The organism is Candidatus Merdisoma sp. JLR.KK011 (genome assembly GCF_036941125.1).
GTDB lineage: Bacteria > Bacillota > Clostridia > Lachnospirales > Lachnospiraceae > Laedolimicola.
Map to the genome: position 1 here is coordinate 312827 of NZ_JAYWSZ010000003.1, position 16789 is coordinate 329615.

Below are 16789 nucleotides of genomic sequence, written 5' to 3' on the forward strand. Positions count from 1 at the left end.
ATAAAGTGAATGGCAAAAGGAAAGACCACCGTATTTTTCTGCCAGAACTGCGGCCATGAGTCGGCCAAGTGGATGGGCCAGTGCCCGGGATGCAGGCAGTGGAATACCTTTGTGGAGGAAACGATTGAAAAAACAAGTGTCCGAAGGATACAAAAAGAAAGGGCAGCCGCAGGTCCGGTCTGCCTTTCTTCTATTGATACGGCAGAAGAGGAGCGGATGAGCACCCATATGGAAGAGCTGAACCGTGTTCTGGGAGGCGGCATTGTGCCGGGCTCCCTTGTTCTGGTGGGCGGAGATCCGGGTATCGGCAAGTCTACGCTGCTCCTCCAGGTCTGTCAGAAGCTTTCCGGGGACGGCAGGCAGGTGCTCTATATTTCCGGGGAGGAATCTTTAAAGCAGATCAAGCTTCGGGCTGCCCGGATTGGCAGCTTTTCCGACGGCCTGCGGCTGCTCTGCGAGACCAATCTGGAACTGATCCGTGAGACCATCCGTGAGCAGAAGCCGGAAGTGGTGATTATTGACTCCATCCAGACTATGTACCATGAGGAAATCAGCTCCGCTCCCGGCAGCGTGTCCCAGGTACGGGAGGCGACCTCCGTGCTGATGCAGCTTGCAAAGGGTCTTGGAGTGACTGTGTTTATCGTGGGACATGTGACCAAGGAGGGAACCGTGGCCGGACCCAGGGTTCTGGAGCATATGGTGGATACGGTACTCTATTTTGAGGGAGACCGCCACGCCTCCTACCGGATTCTAAGGGGGGTAAAGAACCGTTTCGGCTCCACCAATGAGATCGGCGTGTTCGAGATGCGCGAGGCCGGTCTTACAGAGGTGGAAAATCCCTCGGAATATATGCTGAACGGCCGGCCGGAGGAGGCTTCCGGTTCGGTGGTGGCCTGTTCCATGGAAGGAACCAGGCCGATTCTCTTAGAGATCCAGGCATTGGTCTGCCACAGCACCCTGGCGGTTCCCAGGCGGACAGCGGCCGGAATGGACTATAACCGGGTGAACCTTCTTCTGGCAGTCCTGGAAAAGCGGCTGAATCTGCGTCTTTCCAATAGTGATGTGTATGTGAATATTGCCGGAGGAATCCGGATCAGCGAACCGGCCATTGATCTTGGCGTGGTGCTGGCGGTGATCTCCAGCTATAAGGACAGGGCCATAGACGAGAAGGTGCTTGCCTTCGGTGAGGTAGGCTTAAGCGGCGAAGTCCGGGCAGTGAGCCAGGCCGGCCAGCGCGTACAGGAGGCGAAGAAGCTGGGCTTCACGACGATTATCCTGCCCCAGGTCTGCCGGGAGCAGATCGGAGAGGTGGAAGGCGTGCGTCTCTGCGGCGTGCGGACAGTGGCAGATGCCGTGCGCCTGGTTCAGTAAGCGGGGCTTGGCATGCCGGATTTGAAAAGCAGCAGTTTGGCGGCAGGAATTCAGTAGTGGATTTTTTGACTTAAATGTGGTAAAGTGTTAAATAAATAAAATATTAGAGGGAACTGGAAACATTGTGAGTCAAATTACGGAACTGTAATAGAAAGAAGAGTGCTTATGTTAAGAAAAACATTTCAAGGAGGCGTGCACCCGGCGGACGGAAAGGAGTTTGCCAGGAATGTGCCTTACCGCCCTTATCTCCCCAAAGGCGATCTGGTCTTTCCGCTGAACCAGCATATCGGAAAGCCGGCCAGGCCGGTGGTGCACAAAGGTGATCTGGTTCTTGCAGGCCAGCTTCTTGCAGAGGCAGACGGCTTTGTGTCGGCCAATATCGTCAGCTCCTGCTCCGGCAAAGTGAAAGCAGTGGAAAACCGCAGGACAGTGGCAGGATCTGCCGTTCCTTGCATCGTGGTGGAAAATGACGGGAACTACACCCTGGCCGAAGGCATTGGAAAGGAAACAGATGCGGCATCTCTCACAGGTCAGGAGATTCTTGAAAAGATCAAAGCGGCAGGCATCATCGGGCTTGGAGGAGCGGGCTTTCCCACCCACGTCAAGCTTGCGCCGAAAAATCCCCAGGAGATTGAATATGTCATAGCCAACGGAGCAGAGTGCGAGCCTTATATCACCTGCGACGATCAGCTTATGCGTACCCAGGGCAGCGGGATTGTGGAGGGGCTTAAGATTATGCTGCGGCTGTTTCCCAACGCAGAGGGCGTGATACTCATTGAGGAAAATAAACCGGAGGCCATAAAGGCTATGGAACAGGCCTGCGCAGGCCAGGGAAAGGTGCGTGTCCAGGCAGTACATACAAAATATCCCCAGGGCGGAGAGCGGTCGATTATCAGCGTGGTGGCAGGAAAGCATCTGAAGCTTGGCATGCTTCCTGCAGACGCAGGCTGCGTGGTGGATAATGTGGCCACGGTTTACGCCATTTACCGGGCTGTGTGCAAATCAGAGCCGGTGATGGAGCGGGGCTTTACCGTGTCAGGGGACGGGGTTAAGAATCCCTGCAACCTGATGGTGCGGATTGGAACCAGCTTTGCAGAGGTTCTTGAGGAAGCCGGAGGCATCCGGGAGGGCGCAGAGGCCAGGAAGATGCTCTGCGGCGGCCCTATGATGGGGATAGCTCTTGCCTCCCTGGAAGTTCCTGTCTGCAAAAATAACAATGCGCTGACCGTTCTTTCTACGGATCCGGTGGCGGAGGCGGAAAAGGTTCAGACCGCCTGCCTGCGCTGCGGACGCTGCAATCAGGTCTGTCCCTTGGGACTGACGCCGCAGATGATGGCCGCTGCCGCAGAAAAGAAGAATTATGAGCGTTATGAAAAGAAGCTGTATGGCTTAGAGTGTATCGCCTGCGGCTCCTGCACCTATATCTGCCCGGCAAAGCGGCCTTTGATGCAGCTCTTTAAACAGGCGAAGGCCGAGATTATGGCAGCGAAGAGAAAATAGGGGGGCTTTTACAATGAATGGATTATATTATGTTTCTTCCAGTCCGCATGTAAGAAACAAGCTGACCACAGGCAAAGCCATGTATCAGGTGATTCTCTCCTTGATGCCGGCTGCTGTATTCGGCATCTTCCGGTACGGAACAGGAGCCTTTCTTGTGATTGCGGCTTCCGTTCTGTCTGCCGTGTTGACAGAATACCTGTTTGACCGCATTGCCGGCCGGCCCAATACGGTAAAGGACGGGAGCGCAGTCGTCACAGGGCTTCTTCTTGCACTCTGCCTTCCGGCTTATGAGCCCCTTTACGTACCTTGTCTGGGAAGCATCTTTGCTATATTGTTTGTAAAATGCTTCTTCGGCGGCATCGGACATAATTTTATGAACCCGGCCCTGGCAGGAAGGTGCTTTCTGCTGATTTCCTTCAGCGGCGTGGTAGCTGATTTTTCCCTGGACGGAATGAGCTCGGCAACTCCTCTGGAGGCTCTTGCCTCCGGGCAGACGGTAAATGTGGCGGAAACCTTCTTAGGTTTTGGAAACGGCGTCATCGGAAGCTCTATACTTGCCCTGTGTATCGGCGGTATCTATCTTCTGGCAGTCCGGGCTATTACCTATGAAATTCCCCTGGCAGTCCTGGTATCCTTCTCTGTGTTCCTGGCATTGTTCGGCGGACATGGGCTGGATTTTGAATTTATCGTGCTTCACCTGGTGTCCGGCGGCATTGTGATGGGGGCTCTGTTTATGGCAACAGACCCGGTGACCAGTCCGGTAACGCCGAAAGGACAGTTGATTTTCGGCAGCCTCATCGGTATCTTAAGCGGAATTTTCCGGGTGTACGGAAGTGCGCCGGATTCCGCCAGCTACGCCATTATCATTGCAAATATGGCAGTTCCCCTGATTGACGAAATCTCCGTTCCCGTGCCCTACGGCCTGAGAAAGCCCTCAAAGGGAAAGAAGGGAATTCCGAAATCCGCCGTGATTCTCTGTGTGATTACGCTGATTGCAGGAGCGGCCTTAAGCAGCGTGTACGTGATGACAGAGGATCAGATTGCAGTGCAGAAGGCAGAGGCAAAGGCGGCCTCCTACCGGGAAGTATGTCCCGAAGCTGCGGACTTTACCTCGGATGAGAAGATAAACAGTGCCATTGAAGCTTTGGACGGCGGGGTTTACGGCACAGACTTTGGCAAAGCCTATATCAATGAGGCAGCCGTGGGCGTGGACGCAGGCGGCTCTCCGGTGGGGTATGTGATCAGCGTCACAACCGGAGACGGCTTCGAGGGCAATATTACCATGTCCGTGTGCATTCTGGCAGACGGCACGGTCAACGGCATTGCCTTTACGGAGATCAATGAGACGGCCGGTATGGGTATGCTCTGCAAAGAGGAGGCATTTAAGAGTCAGTTTGCCGGGGTGAATGTGGAGCGGTTTACCTTGAACAAGGCGGGCGGTTCCACAGCAGACAATGAGATTGACACAGTGTCCGGGGCCTCCACCTCCTCAGGAGCGGTGGTGAATGCGGTCAATGCGGCTCTGGATTTCTTTGGTACACACATCAAATAAGGGGGGAACGAAATGAAACCATGTATGGAGCGTATTTATAATGGTATTTTAAAGGAAAATCCGGCTTTGGTGCTGATGCTCGGCATGTGTCCCACCCTGGCGGTTACCACCTCGGCTGTCAACGGATTCGGCATGGGGGTATCTACCCTGGCGGTGCTGGTCGTATCCAATCTGGTGATTTCCCTTCTTAGAAAGGTGATTCCCGATGAAGTCCGGCTTCCGGCATACATTGTGATTGTGGCTTCCCTGGTTACGGTGGTGGAGCTTTTGACGGAGGCTTACCTTCCGGCGCTTTACAGCGCGCTTGGAATCTACATTCCTCTGATTGTGGTGAATTGTATTATCCTGGGAAGGGCGGAGGCTTTTGCCTCTAAGAATCCGCCTGTGCTCTCTGCAATGGACGGCATTGGAATGGGGCTTGGCTTTACCATTGCGCTGACGGTGATTGGCCTTGTCCGGGAGCTTTTGGGAGCGGGCACGGCCTTTGGCTTTGAAGTGATGCCGGATGCCTTTCCGCCCATTGCCATTTTCATCAAGGCGCCGGGAGCGTTTCTGGTGCTGATGATTATTGTGATGATTATGAATGCAGTACATATCAATACCCGGGCAAATAAGGTAGTGGAGGGCTGCGACGGCTGCTGTGCCTCATGTGCGCAATCCTGCGGCACAAAGGAAGGAGGAACTGAAAAATGACTTCCCTGATTATGATTGTGATTTCAACGGCGCTGATTAACAATGTGGTGCTGAATCAGTTTCTGGGCATCTGTTCCTTCCTGGGCGTGTCCAGGCAGATTAAGACCTCTGCAAGCCTGGGGGGAGCGGTGATCTTCGTTATTACCATTTCCTCTGCGGTAGCCAGTCTTTTGTATGACTTTGTTCTGCTTCCTTTGAACCTTACGTATCTTAAGACGATTGTATTTATTCTGGTGATTGCGGCCTTGGTGCAGCTGGTGGAGATGTTCCTAAAGAAAACCTCACGGGCTGTTTATCAGGCCCTCGGCATCTATCTGCCGCTGATTACGACGAACTGTGCGGTACTGGGCGTGGCGCTGACCAATGTACAGAACGGCTACAACCTGCTGGAGAGCGTTCTGGCAGGCTTTGGAACGGCTGTGGGCTACACGGTTGCCATTGTGCTTCTGGCCGGTATCCGGGAGCGGATTGACGAGGATGCGATTCCTGCGCCCTTGCGCGGAGCTCCGATTGTACTGCTGTGTGCGGTGCTGATGGCGATTGCGTTCATGGGATTCGGCGGTTTATCATAAGGGGGAATGGAAATGCAGGGAATTGTAATAGCGACTCTTATTGTGGGAGTGATCGGGCTTTTGATTGGCGCTGCGTTGGTGGCGGCCGGGAAAAAGTTCTATGTGGAGGTGGACGAGAGAGAAGCCCTTGTCCGGGAGTGCCTGCCGGGAAATAACTGCGGCGGCTGCGGCCAGGCCGGCTGTGATGCGGCTGCGGCCGCCATTGTAAGAGGAGAGGCGGAGGTAAATGTCTGTCCGGTCTGCAATGAGAAGGCCATCCGGGAAATCAGTGCGATTATGGGAGTAGACAGCGTTCAGACCGTGAAGAAAAGAGCCTTTGTCCGCTGCGCCGGAACCTGTGGGAAAACCTCCGTGAAATGCAATTATGTAGGAATCCGCGACTGCCGATCTGCAGTTCTGTCCGGCCTGCCGGTATGGGAATGCGACTACGGCTGTCTCGGCTTTGGCTCCTGCGTAGAAGCCTGTGCCTTTGACGCCATCCATGTAAAGGAGGGCGCGGCAGTGGTTGACCCGGAGAAATGCACGGGCTGCGGCCGCTGTGTCGCTGTCTGTCCCAAGAACCTCATTGAGCTGATCCGCAGCGATGCGAAGGCTGCCGTTGCCTGCTCCAGCAAGGCGAGAGGGCCGGAGGTTAAGAAGGTATGCGCGGCAGGCTGTCTTGGGTGTAAGCTCTGTACCAGGCAGTGTGAGACAGAGGCCATCCAGGTAGAGAATAATCTGGCCCAGATTGATTATGATAAATGCGTGGGCTGTGAGAAGTGCATGGAGAAGTGCCCGGCGAAAGCGATTGTGCGGCCTGTGATGTGCCAGAAAGTTTAAATGTATTATTGACGTACGTAAATACGTACGTTATAATGCGATAAAAAGGAGATGACAGCATGACTGCAATTAGTGTGACAAAGGCAAGGGAAAATATATATCAAATACTATCTGAGGTTAACAGCAGCAGCCAGCCGATTACAATTACGAATAATCGTGGGAAAAATGCTGTTCTCATATCAGAAGAGGATTGGAATGCGATTCAGGAGACCTTATATTTAAATTCTATACCGGGTATGGCAGAGAGTATTATCGAGGCAGGAAAAGAGCCGTTAGAAGAATGTTCCGTATATAATCCGGATGAGGAATGGTAAATGTATATCATTAGATTTAGTAAACGGGCAGACAAGGATAAAAAGCTGCTAAAAGGAGCCGGGCTTGTTTTAAAAGCAAAAACCTTGCTGGATATGATAGCGGAGAATCCTTTTCAAAATCCGCCGCCATATGAGGGACTGGTGGGAAATTTAAATGGTTATTATTCCAGAAGAATTAATATTCAGCATAGATTGGTTTATCAAGTATATAATGAGCCTGCGGTTATTGACGGGACAGCATATGAAGGAACAATAAAGGTTATTCGTATGTGGTCACATTATGATGCGGTTAGATAAGGTGGGCAGATGTGAGAAAATAAATACTTGCATTTTCCCAAAAAATGCGATAGGATACATAGAAAAACAGCGGTAATCCAGGGAAGCTTTAGCAGGCTGTGTTTTCCGGCCTGCGGCGGATTTGGGATACCGTACATCAGAGGGATCAAGAGGAGAATATGAAAAATGAGTGACAGATTGAGAGTTGGAATCTTAGGAGGCACCGGAATGGTTGGGCAGCGTTTTATTTCCCTGCTGGAGAACCATCCCTGGTTCGAGACTACGGTAATTGCGGCAAGCGGAAGAAGCGCCGGCAAGACCTACGAGGAGGCTGTGGGCGGCCGCTGGAAGATGGACACCCCCATGCCGGAGGCCGTGAAGAAGCTTATCGTTATGAATGTAAACGAGGTGGAGAAGGTTGCCGCGGAGGTGGACTTTGTATTCAGCGCTGTTGATATGACCAAGGACGAGATCAAGGCCATCGAGGAAGCCTACGCAAAGACCGAGACCCCGGTAGTTTCCAACAACAGCGCTCACCGCTGGACTCCGGACGTACCTATGATCATTCCGGAGATCAATCCGGAGCATGTGAAGATTATCGAGGAGCAGAAGAAGCGTCTGGGAACGAAGAGAGGCTTTATAGCCGTGAAGCCCAATTGCTCCATTCAGTCTTACACCCCGGCCCTGAAGGCTTGGGAGGAGTTTGAGCCCTATGAGGTAGTGGCGACTACATACCAGGCAATTTCCGGAGCCGGAAAGACCTTTAAGGATTGGCCGGAGATGGTGGAGAATGTGATACCTTACATCGGCGGCGAGGAGGAGAAGAGCGAGAAGGAGCCCTTACGTGTTCTGGGAACCTGTGAGGACGGTGAGATTAAGCTTGCCAAGGAGCCGGTTATCACCTGCCAGTGCATCCGTGTTCCTGTGCTTAACGGCCACACGGCGGCCGTGTTTGTGAAGTTCCGCAAAAAAGCTACAAAGGAACAGCTGATAGAGAAGCTTACCAGCTACCGGGGACTGCCCCAGGAGCTTGAACTGCCCAGCGCGCCGAAGCAGTTTATCCAGTATATGGAGGAAGATAACCGTCCTCAGGTGAAGCTGGATGTGGACTTTGAGAAGGGGATGGGGATTTCCATCGGAAGAATCCGTGAGGATCATGTCTATGACTGGAAGTTTGTGGGTCTTTCCCATAACACTGTCCGGGGTGCGGCCGGCGGATCTGTTCTCTGCGCAGAGTTTTTGAAGGCACAAGGATATATTCGGGCGAAAGGTTAAATAAGATGAAGGGAAATTCTATCAAAATGGTCATTTCTGTTATAGGAATGGCCATTTGCCTGCTGTGCAGCTGCCGGCAGGATAAAAATGAAGCGAAAACTGAGAGCAGGCAGGAGCAGGAGGCTGGCCTGGAAAATGCGGGCTCAGAAAATATGGGCTTGGAAGATGCCGGGCTTGAGGAGCCGGAAGAGGAAGAGCCGGATTACCGCACCTGCATGTCCGGAACGGTGGTGGAGCAGGAGCTGACCGGGGAAGAGATTTCGTCCCTTTTTTACGCACAGGAGATTCCACAGGAGGTATTTGCCAGGATGGATGGTGTCTCTTATGTGGAAAATGAGGACATTGCTCTTGCGGATCTGCGCTACCTTCGGCTTTTGTACGTGGGCTTTGACGAGCAGACCCATGTGGGAGAGCTTATCGTCCACGCATCCATTGCAGATACAATACTGGAGATTTTCCAGACCCTTTACGAAAACGGGTATCAGATTGAAAAGATGCGGTTGATTGATGATTACGGCGGAGATGATCATGCCTCCCTTCTTGACAACAACACATCCGCCTTTAATTACCGGGTTGTGGAAGGGAGTAAAAAGCTTTCCCGTCATGCATACGGGCTTGCCATTGATATCAATCCTTTTTACAATCCCTATGTGACTTATCCCGGGGGCGTGGAGCACATTTCTCCCGAAGGCAGCGAGCCTTATGCAGATCGAGAGGCGGACTTCCCTCACAAGATCGGAAAGGACGGGGATCTGTGCTGGCAGCTTTTTTCCCAGCATGGTTTTACCTGGGGAGGAGACTGGAAGAGCTTGAAGGATTATCAGCATTTTCAGATTTCGGAGTAACGAAATGTAGTTCCTGCCCGATATCAGCGTTTATTGAGTTGGAAAACGGATATCGGGTCTGCATATCATGGACTGTGTACAGCGGATTTGGATGGGAAGGAGGAGGTCGGTGAACCGGCGGAGAAAAGTTGTTTTTGCAGCAGTGCTGTTGGGGATTTTACTGATTTTACTGGCTGCCTTTGACACAAGGCTTAAGATTAGAACTTATACTGTCTGTTCAGATAAAATAAGCATTCCTCTCCGGGTGGTTCTGGTAACGGATCTGCATTCCTGTAATTATGGTGAGGGGCAGAAAACGCTTATTGAGGCCATTGACAGACAAAAGCCGGATGTGATTCTGCTGGGCGGCGATATCTGTGATGATAAGATTCCGAATGACAATACAGAGGCTCTCCTAAAAGGGATTGCAGAGCGATATCCCTGTTATTATGTGACAGGAAACCATGAGTACTGGAGCAACCGGATTGACGATATTCTGGATTTGTTCCGGGCTTATGGTGTGACGGTTTTGAGTGGAACGAGTGAGACCATAGGGATTCGGGGGCAGTGCATCAATATCTGCGGAATTTCCGATCCGGATGTTATAAGATATACGGATTCAACGGCAGGGACAGAAGAGCAGCTTCAAGAATTGGAGCATACGGCTGACAATGGATTTTATACGATTCTGCTGGCCCACCGGCCGGAGTGGATAGACATCTATGGGGCATATAATTTTGATCTGGTTCTGTCCGGCCATGCGCACGGAGGCCAGTGGCGGCTTCCCGGGATTATCAACGGAGTTTTTGCACCGGATCAGGGCATGTTTCCTAAATATGCCGGAGGAAGGTATGCGAGCGGCGATATGACTATGATTGTAAGCCGTGGGCTGGCAAGGGAAAGCACCCCGATCCCAAGGATTTTCAACCGGCCGGAGCTGGTTGTGGTGAACTTGGAGCCTTAAAATAATTCTTTACTTATGAATAAGCTGTGGGATAATAGCCGCTTTTTATCGGGGCTGTTCCCACAGCTTTTTTCGTTGTTGTTCTTTTTTTATCATTTTCTGCGCTGGTTAAGGAGCTTTTTCAAAGAAATTTTTTCCATCTGCAATCCATCGCCTGTACAATTCAAGAGAGCATGACCCGGAACAAGGACGCTCCTATATTCCGAAAATTTCCATAGGCTAGTCTTTTTTTGCCCCTGCCCTCATATACTTGTAACAGTTCAGATAACCGGACTGCCGCACAGGTGTTTCGGGGAGGAGACTAGGTAAAAATGAAGGACAAGGATGAAATCATACATTTTTTCCCCGGGCATATCCGGGAGATGTTAGAGCAGGCAGAGATTGATTTTGAACAGCTCCAGGAGATACGCTTAAGGGCTCATAAGCCCTTTCTGCTCCGTATGGGCGGTGGGGAATATTTTCTCTCTGGGCAGGGGGAGGTCTTAAAAGAGCCGGAGAGAGCCTGGAGCGTGACGCAAAAGGAGCTCCGGGAAACCATGGAGCTTGTGGGGAAATATTCCCTCTATGCCTATGAGGATGAACTGAAACAGGGCTACCTCACCCTGCAGGGGGGACACCGTCTGGGGGTGTCGGGAAAAGCCGTCCTGGAGGGGGACAAGGTGAAGAGCATCCGTTATATTTCCTGCCTTAACCTCCGCCTGTCTCATCAGATCATCGGCTGCGGGGACAAGGTACTGCCTTTTCTCTATGATGAGACAGGGCTGAAGCATACCTTGATTATCTCGCCTCCCCGGGGCGGAAAGACCACCCTTCTGCGAGATCTCGTCCGGCAGATTTCCAACGGGACAAAGGGTCTTAAGGGCAGCACGGTGGGAGTGGTGGACGAGCGGTCTGAGATCTGCGGCTGCTTCCAGGGGATTCCGGCCAATGACGTGGGAATCCGCACAGATGTAATGGACGCCTGCCCCAAGGCGGAGGGAATGATGATGCTGATCCGTTCTATGGCTCCGGAGGTTCTGGCGGTGGATGAGATAGGCCGGGAGGAAGACATCCGGGCCATGGAGACAGCGCTGTTCTGCGGCTGCCGTCTTCTTGCCACGGTTCACGGAAGCTCTCTTGAGGATATCCGTTCCAAGCCTCTTCTTAAAAGACTGGTTGAAGAGCAGATTTTTGAGCGCTATGTGATTATGGGCTATGGCATGGGGCCGGGAACGGTTTGGAAGATCTTGGATGAAAGGGGGAGCGTTCTATGATAAAGGGAATCGGCGCCTTGCTGATTCTGGCTTCGGCGGCAGGAATCGGCGTCAGCTTCGGCAATGACTTAAAGGGGCGGTGTATGGAGCTTCGGATGTTAAAACAGATGATTTACATGCTGCGGGGAGAGATTAAATATACGAAAACCCCTCTGCCGGAGGCATTTGCAAGCATTGCCGTCCGTATGAGGGAGCCTTTCGGAAGCTTTCTGGAGGAACTGGCAGAGCAGATGGGAAATCCGGGAAAGGGAAGCTTTGGGGAGCTGTGGCAGGAGCGGATCAAGACCAGGCTGTCAGGCACCCATCTGAAAAGAGAGGACAAGGAGCAGCTTGGGGGATTAGGCGAGGTTTTAGGATACCTGGATCTGGAAATGCAGCTGTCATCCATTGATCTTTACCTGGAGCAGCTGGAGCTTGGCATCCGGGAGGCCCAGGAGGCGGCCAGAACAAAGCAGAAATTGTACCAGAGCCTGGGAGTGGCCGGAGGTATCTTCCTGGTCATCCTTCTGGTGTAAATGGGAGGAAGCTATGAGCGTCAATCTCATATTTAAAATTGCGGCGGTCGGAATCCTCGTGTCCGTGCTGAGCCAGATTCTCAAGCACAGCGGCCGGGAGGAGCAGGCCTTTCTCACCAGCCTCGCGGGCCTGGTGCTGGTGCTGTTCTGGATTCTGCCTTATATTTTTGACTTATTCGATACCATGCAGAGACTTTTCGCATTGTGATTAGACAAAACAGTAATATCCTTCACAGTGCACAAATCGATTTACAGACGCAGGTTTTCTGCGGCTGGAAATTGATTTCATATCAGTGCACTGTGAGGGATATTACGGAACTGGAATAAAACTGGAATAGGAGGTCATGTCATATGCTGCAGGCAGCCATGGTTGGAATTGCCGGTGTTCTACTGGCGCTTCAGATAAAAGCAGTAAAACCGGAATTTTCCGTCTATCTCAGCATTGCCACCAGCGTGTTTCTGCTGCTTCTGGCAGCGGAGAAGCTCGAGGTGGTGGTGGAGAGCGTAAAGCTGATACAGAGCTCTATTTCCATCCAGAGCACCTACATTCAGGCGCTGCTTAAAATTATCGGCATCACCTACATAGCGGAATTTGCCGCGGATATCTGCCGGGACGCAGGCTATGGGGCCATCGCCGGACAGATCGGGGTGTTCAGCAAGCTCTCCATTCTGGCTGTCAGCATGCCGATTATCACGGCTCTTTTGGAAACCATCCGTGGGTTTCTGGGGACATGACTATGAAAATCTGCTGTTTGATATTTGGTATCCTGCTCTGGGGCTTCTGTCCGCCCATACAGGCACAGGCAGAGGATCTCTCCATGGTGGAGGAGCTTGATTTTGACGAGATTGAGCAGTCGGTGGACGAGATCCTGGGAGGGGAATTTCAGTTTGAGAATACGGTGATGGAGCTTTTAAAGGGAGAGCAGCCCTTTACCCTGGAGGGCTTTGTGACGGCGGCGGCAGAGCAGATGGGAAATAACTGGCGCACCGAGAGGCATGTTTTACTCTCCATTCTGCTGCTGGGCATAGCGGCGGCCCTGATGTCCAACTTTTCAAATATTTTCCATAATCAGCAGATTGCGGAGGTGAGCTTTGAGATTACCTACCTGATGCTGTTTCTGATTCTTTTACAGATATTTTCCGGCGCCATGGAGATCACCAGGGAGGTGCTCATGGGAATTCAGGATTTTATGAATGTGCTGGTTCCGGCCTTCTGCCTGGCTGTGACCATGGCCTCGGGCAGCACTACGGCCCTGGTGTTCTACGAGTTTTTCCTGGGGCTGATTTATTTTATCCAAAGGCTGATACAAAACGGGCTCATGGCGCTGATACAGGTGCATGTGATTCTTGTCTTTGTGAATCACCTCACCAAGGAGGAATATCTGTCTCAGATGAAGGAAATGGCCTCCAAGACAACCATCTGGCTTCTAAAATCCATGCTTGCGGTAGTCATTGGCTTTAACACCATCCAGGGGATCCTGAATCCGGCTGTGGATTCCTTGAAAACAACATTGTTTACCCGGGCGGCAGAAATGATTCCCGGCATCGGCAACATCGCCGGCTCTGTGACAGATGTGGTTCTCGGCTCTTCCGTTCTCATAAAAAACGGCATCGGCGTCGCGGCCTTAGTGGTGATTGTACTCATCTGCCTGACGCCCCTGGCGAAGCTTGGAATGCTGATGCTGATTCTGGAGATGGCTGCGGCTCTTCTCCAGCCTGTGTCGGATAAGCGGATGACAGGCTGCGTGGCCGGGGTGGGGGAGGGAATCCGCCTGCTGTTCCGGGTGGTGTTCACAACGGCGGTGCTGTTTATGCTCACCATAGCGGTGGTTACTGTGTCGGTGAGGGGGTAAAGGAGGAGTGAAAGATAAAAGAGCTATTGTTTGGATGGATACAGGACATTGCGTTTTACACCCTGCTGATGGTGGTGGTGCTCCATGTGCTGCCGGAGAAAAATCAGAGGAAATACTTACAGTTTTTTATGGGAATTGTTCTGATGATACTTGTCATGTCTCCTTTTTTGTCAGCCCTTGGGCTGGATCGGCAGTTGGATGAGATTTACGCCAGACAGACCTATGACCGGGAACTCCAGGAATTCCTCAAGAAACAGGAGGCTGTGGAGGAGGAGTATCAAAGGCGCCTGGAGGAAAAGCTCTATGAAGCAAGGGACGAGGCAGAGGGCTTAAAGGAGGAACAGCAGGAAGAAGAAAAGGAGGAAGGAGAGGACAGTGGAATTTCTGAAATCCATATTGAAATCGGAGAACAAAAAGAAGATTAAAAAGCCCAAGAAGGATCAGCTGTTGATTCTCCTGCTTTTCGGTGTCCTTCTGCTGGTGATAGCCATACCGTCAGAGCCGAAGAAGGAAAAAAATCCCCAGGGGGAGGAGGACGGTCATAACGGGGAAGCCCTAAAGGGGACAGAGGAAGCATTTTCGGAAAGCTCCTATGAGCGGCAGCAGGAGGAACGCTTAAAGGAGGTTTTGCAGAAGGTGGAGGGCGTAGGCCGGGTGGAAGTGATGATTACTTTACAGTCGTCCTCGGAAAAGGTGGTGGAGAAGGATGCGCCTTCCCGGAGCCAGAGGGTGGAGGAGGCGGATTCCCAGGGGGGAAATCGAATCACACAGGAAAACGAACGGGAGGAGACGACGGTTTATGAGGAAAACGGGGATGGGAAAAGGACCCCCTATGTTGTGCAGGAGCTGGAGCCCAGGGTGGAGGGCGTGATTGTGATTGCAGAGGGCGGAGGAAATGCCCAGGTAAAACAGAATATTCTGGAGGCAGTTGAGGCATTATTTCCTGTGGAGGCACATAAAATAAAAATAATGAAGATGGAGGGTTCAAAGTGAAAAACATATTCAAGAAAAACCAGATGATCATTACCGCGCTGGCTATTATGATCGCGGTAGCAGGGTACTTAAACTATTCCGGAACAAAGCTTGACTCTGCCAGCATTACGGCAGGCTCAGACGCAGCTGCAAAAGAAGATGAGGACAACATTGCGGCGGATATTTCCGCAGAGGATCTGTACGCCCAGACAGGACTGGAGGAGCTGCAGTTCGCAGAGGGCGACATTGCAAGTCTTGACCAGGATGCAGCGGATCTGGATACAGCAGAGCTTGGAGAGGACGAGAATCCGGGAGAAGCCGTGCTGGCGAATTCCGCTTCCGGGGTAGGCTTTTCCGCCGAGGCGAAGGTGACCAGAGAGCAGCTTCGCTCCAGGAATAAGGAAATTCTTCTGGAGGTCATCAACAACACGAATATTTCCGACGCCCAGAAGCAGGAGGCCATTGACAGCATGATTGCTCTGACTGACGTTGCAGAGCGGGAATCCGCTGCAGAGATTCTGCTGCAGGCCAAGGGCTTTGAGGATGTGGTGGTGAGCATCACGGACGGGCAGGCGGATGTGGTTGTGAATATGACGGAGATCGACGATGCAGGCCGCGCACAGATTGAAGACATTGTGAAGCGCAAGACCGGAATCTCTGGGGAGAATATTGTGATTACGCCTATGGCGGAAGCGGAGTAAGCCGTAAAAGAGGGCCAGTACTGGCCGCAAAGTGAATCGTAACAGGGCCGGATTCTTAAGGGAGTCCGGCTCTTTTGTTATACCATGTCTAAGCACTGGCCGGGAATTGAATATTAATGCTGCAATAATTGCAGAAGAGTATTTGACGAATGGGAAAAAGTCCGCTATGATAGTAGAAGATTTTTTAGAACAGAAGACAGAACAGGAGCAGCTATGGCAGGATCTATATTTGGAAAATATTTTCGTATCTCAACCTGGGGGGAGTCCCACGGAAAGGCCATCGGCGTGGCAGTGGACGGCTGTCCGGCAGGACTTCCTCTTACAGAAGCAGATATCCAGCAGTATCTGAACCGGAGAAAGCCGGGGCAGTCCCGGTATACCACCAGCCGGACAGAGGCGGATCAGGTGGAGATTCTCTCAGGTGTTTTTGAAGGAAAGACAACAGGAACGCCGATTTCTCTGTTGGTGCCCAATACCTCCCAGCGTTCCGGAGACTACCGTGAGATTGCCTCTTACTACCGTCCCGGACATGCGGATTATACTTTTGACCAGAAATACGGCTTTCGCGACTACCGGGGCGGCGGACGCTCCTCGGGCCGGGAGACCATCGGACGGGTGGCGGCGGGAGCCATTGCCGCAAAGCTTTTAAAGGAGCTGGGCATCAGTCTCACTGCCTATGCCTGTGCCATTGGCCCGGTGAAGATAGACCGGGCGCATTTTTCGGAGGAAGCCATCTGGGAAAATGCATTTTTTATGCCTGATGCCAGGGCTGCAGAGGAAGCGGCGGCTTATCTTAAGACCTGTATGGAGGAGGAGGATTCCTCCGGCGGCGTAATTGAGTGCGTAGTCCGCGGACTTCCAGCCGGTCTGGGAGAGCCCTGCTTTGACAAGCTGGACGCCAATCTGGCGAAGGCGGTGCTGTCCATCGGAGCCGTCAAGGGATTTGAGATAGGAGACGGCTTTGAAGCGGCCAGGGCAAAGGGCAGCGCCAACAACGATGCCTTTGTTAGCCGGGAGACGGGAATATCCAAGGAGACAAACCATGCAGGCGGCGTTCTCGGGGGGATCAGCGACGGAAGCGGGCTGGTATTCCGGGCGGCAGTCAAGCCCACCCCTTCCATCTCGTCGAAGCAGCGCACAGTCAATCAAAATGGAGAAAATATTGAGATCAGCATCCGGGGACGCCACGACCCGGTGATTGTGCCGAGAGCCGTGGTAGTGGTAGAGTCCATGGCAGCGCTTGTCCTGGCAGATGCCCTCCTGGAGGGAATGGGCGCGCGGATGGAATATTTGCAAAAAATCTGGGGACGGGATATTACGGAACCGGAACAGTAA

The 16789-nt window shown here is 52.3% G+C and carries 20 protein-coding genes; all 20 read left to right on the top strand.

What is annotated here, in order from left to right; genetic code table 11:
• Positions 1–9 precede the first annotated feature (9 nt).
• The 20 genes from radA (at position 10) to aroC (ending at position 16789) form a co-directional block, all read left to right on the top strand.
• The gene (gene radA / locus VV089_RS02490; RefSeq protein ID WP_172542917.1) at positions 10–1371 is read left to right on the top strand and encodes a DNA repair protein RadA; all 1362 of its coding nucleotides are present in this window, start codon (positions 10–12) and stop codon (positions 1369–1371) included.
• A 165-nt stretch (positions 1372–1536) separates the two neighbouring features.
• The gene (gene rsxC, locus VV089_RS02495) at positions 1537–2871 is read left to right on the top strand and encodes an electron transport complex subunit RsxC (protein ID WP_334334844.1); all 1335 of its coding nucleotides are present in this window, start codon (positions 1537–1539) and stop codon (positions 2869–2871) included.
• A 13-nt stretch (positions 2872–2884) separates the two neighbouring features.
• Positions 2885–4423: an RnfABCDGE type electron transport complex subunit D gene (locus tag VV089_RS02500; protein WP_334334845.1), complete on the top strand. Its 1539-nt coding sequence runs from the start codon at positions 2885–2887 to the stop codon at positions 4421–4423.
• A 12-nt stretch (positions 4424–4435) separates the two neighbouring features.
• Positions 4436–5116: an electron transport complex subunit RsxE gene (rsxE, locus tag VV089_RS02505; RefSeq protein ID WP_172542920.1), complete on the top strand. Its 681-nt coding sequence runs from the start codon at positions 4436–4438 to the stop codon at positions 5114–5116.
• Positions 5113–5688 (top strand): electron transport complex protein RnfA, encoded by a 576-nt coding sequence (locus VV089_RS02510; RefSeq protein ID WP_172542921.1) that lies wholly within the window; start codon positions 5113–5115, stop codon positions 5686–5688. Before rsxE ends, VV089_RS02510 begins: the two co-directional genes overlap by 4 nt.
• Before the next feature lie 6 nt (positions 5689–5694).
• Positions 5695–6507: an RnfABCDGE type electron transport complex subunit B gene (locus VV089_RS02515; protein ID WP_334334846.1), complete on the top strand. Its 813-nt coding sequence runs from the start codon at positions 5695–5697 to the stop codon at positions 6505–6507.
• A gap of 59 nt (positions 6508–6566) precedes the next feature.
• Positions 6567–6821 (top strand): type II toxin-antitoxin system Phd/YefM family antitoxin, encoded by a 255-nt coding sequence (locus tag VV089_RS02520; protein ID WP_172542923.1) that lies wholly within the window; start codon positions 6567–6569, stop codon positions 6819–6821.
• Complete coding sequence (locus VV089_RS02525) at positions 6822–7118, top strand: Txe/YoeB family addiction module toxin (RefSeq protein ID WP_172542924.1); 297 nt, start codon at positions 6822–6824, stop codon at positions 7116–7118.
• Positions 7119–7283: 165 nt separating this feature from the next.
• Complete coding sequence (asd, locus tag VV089_RS02530; RefSeq protein WP_334334847.1) at positions 7284–8372, top strand: aspartate-semialdehyde dehydrogenase; 1089 nt, start codon at positions 7284–7286, stop codon at positions 8370–8372.
• A gap of 5 nt (positions 8373–8377) precedes the next feature.
• Positions 8378–9217: a M15 family metallopeptidase gene (locus VV089_RS02535; RefSeq protein WP_334334848.1), complete on the top strand. Its 840-nt coding sequence runs from the start codon at positions 8378–8380 to the stop codon at positions 9215–9217.
• Between the two features lie 109 nt (positions 9218–9326).
• Positions 9327–10160: a metallophosphoesterase gene (locus VV089_RS02540; RefSeq protein ID WP_334334849.1), complete on the top strand. Its 834-nt coding sequence runs from the start codon at positions 9327–9329 to the stop codon at positions 10158–10160.
• 311 nt (positions 10161–10471) lie between these two features.
• Positions 10472–11413, top strand: a complete 942-nt coding sequence (gene spoIIIAA / locus VV089_RS02545; protein WP_334334850.1) for a stage III sporulation protein AA — start codon at positions 10472–10474, stop codon at positions 11411–11413.
• Positions 11410–11928, top strand: a complete 519-nt coding sequence (locus tag VV089_RS02550; protein ID WP_172542928.1) for a stage III sporulation protein AB — start codon at positions 11410–11412, stop codon at positions 11926–11928. The genes spoIIIAA and VV089_RS02550 overlap by 4 nt, the downstream gene beginning before the upstream one ends.
• Positions 11929–11941: 13 nt before the next feature.
• Complete coding sequence (spoIIIAC, locus tag VV089_RS02555; protein ID WP_160564500.1) at positions 11942–12136, top strand: stage III sporulation protein AC; 195 nt, start codon at positions 11942–11944, stop codon at positions 12134–12136.
• 143 nt (positions 12137–12279) lie between these two features.
• Positions 12280–12663: a SpoIIIAC/SpoIIIAD family protein gene (locus VV089_RS02560; protein WP_172542929.1), complete on the top strand. Its 384-nt coding sequence runs from the start codon at positions 12280–12282 to the stop codon at positions 12661–12663.
• 2 nt (positions 12664–12665) lie between these two features.
• A complete protein-coding gene (locus VV089_RS02565) occupies positions 12666–13781 on the top strand; it encodes a stage III sporulation protein AE (RefSeq protein WP_334334851.1) in 1116 nt (371 codons plus the stop codon).
• Positions 13782–13807: 26 nt separating this feature from the next.
• On the top strand, positions 13808–14206 hold the full coding sequence (locus tag VV089_RS02570; RefSeq protein ID WP_172542931.1) for a stage III sporulation protein AF: 399 nt from the start codon (positions 13808–13810) through the stop codon (positions 14204–14206).
• Entirely contained in the window at positions 14157–14774 is a 618-nt protein-coding gene (gene spoIIIAG / locus VV089_RS02575) for a stage III sporulation protein AG (protein ID WP_172542932.1), read from the top strand. Before VV089_RS02570 ends, spoIIIAG begins: the two co-directional genes overlap by 50 nt.
• Positions 14771–15454: a SpoIIIAH-like family protein gene (locus tag VV089_RS02580; RefSeq protein ID WP_172542933.1), complete on the top strand. Its 684-nt coding sequence runs from the start codon at positions 14771–14773 to the stop codon at positions 15452–15454. The genes spoIIIAG and VV089_RS02580 overlap by 4 nt, the downstream gene beginning before the upstream one ends.
• 213 nt (positions 15455–15667) lie before the next feature.
• The gene (gene aroC, locus VV089_RS02585; protein ID WP_334334852.1) at positions 15668–16789 is read left to right on the top strand and encodes a chorismate synthase; all 1122 of its coding nucleotides are present in this window, start codon (positions 15668–15670) and stop codon (positions 16787–16789) included.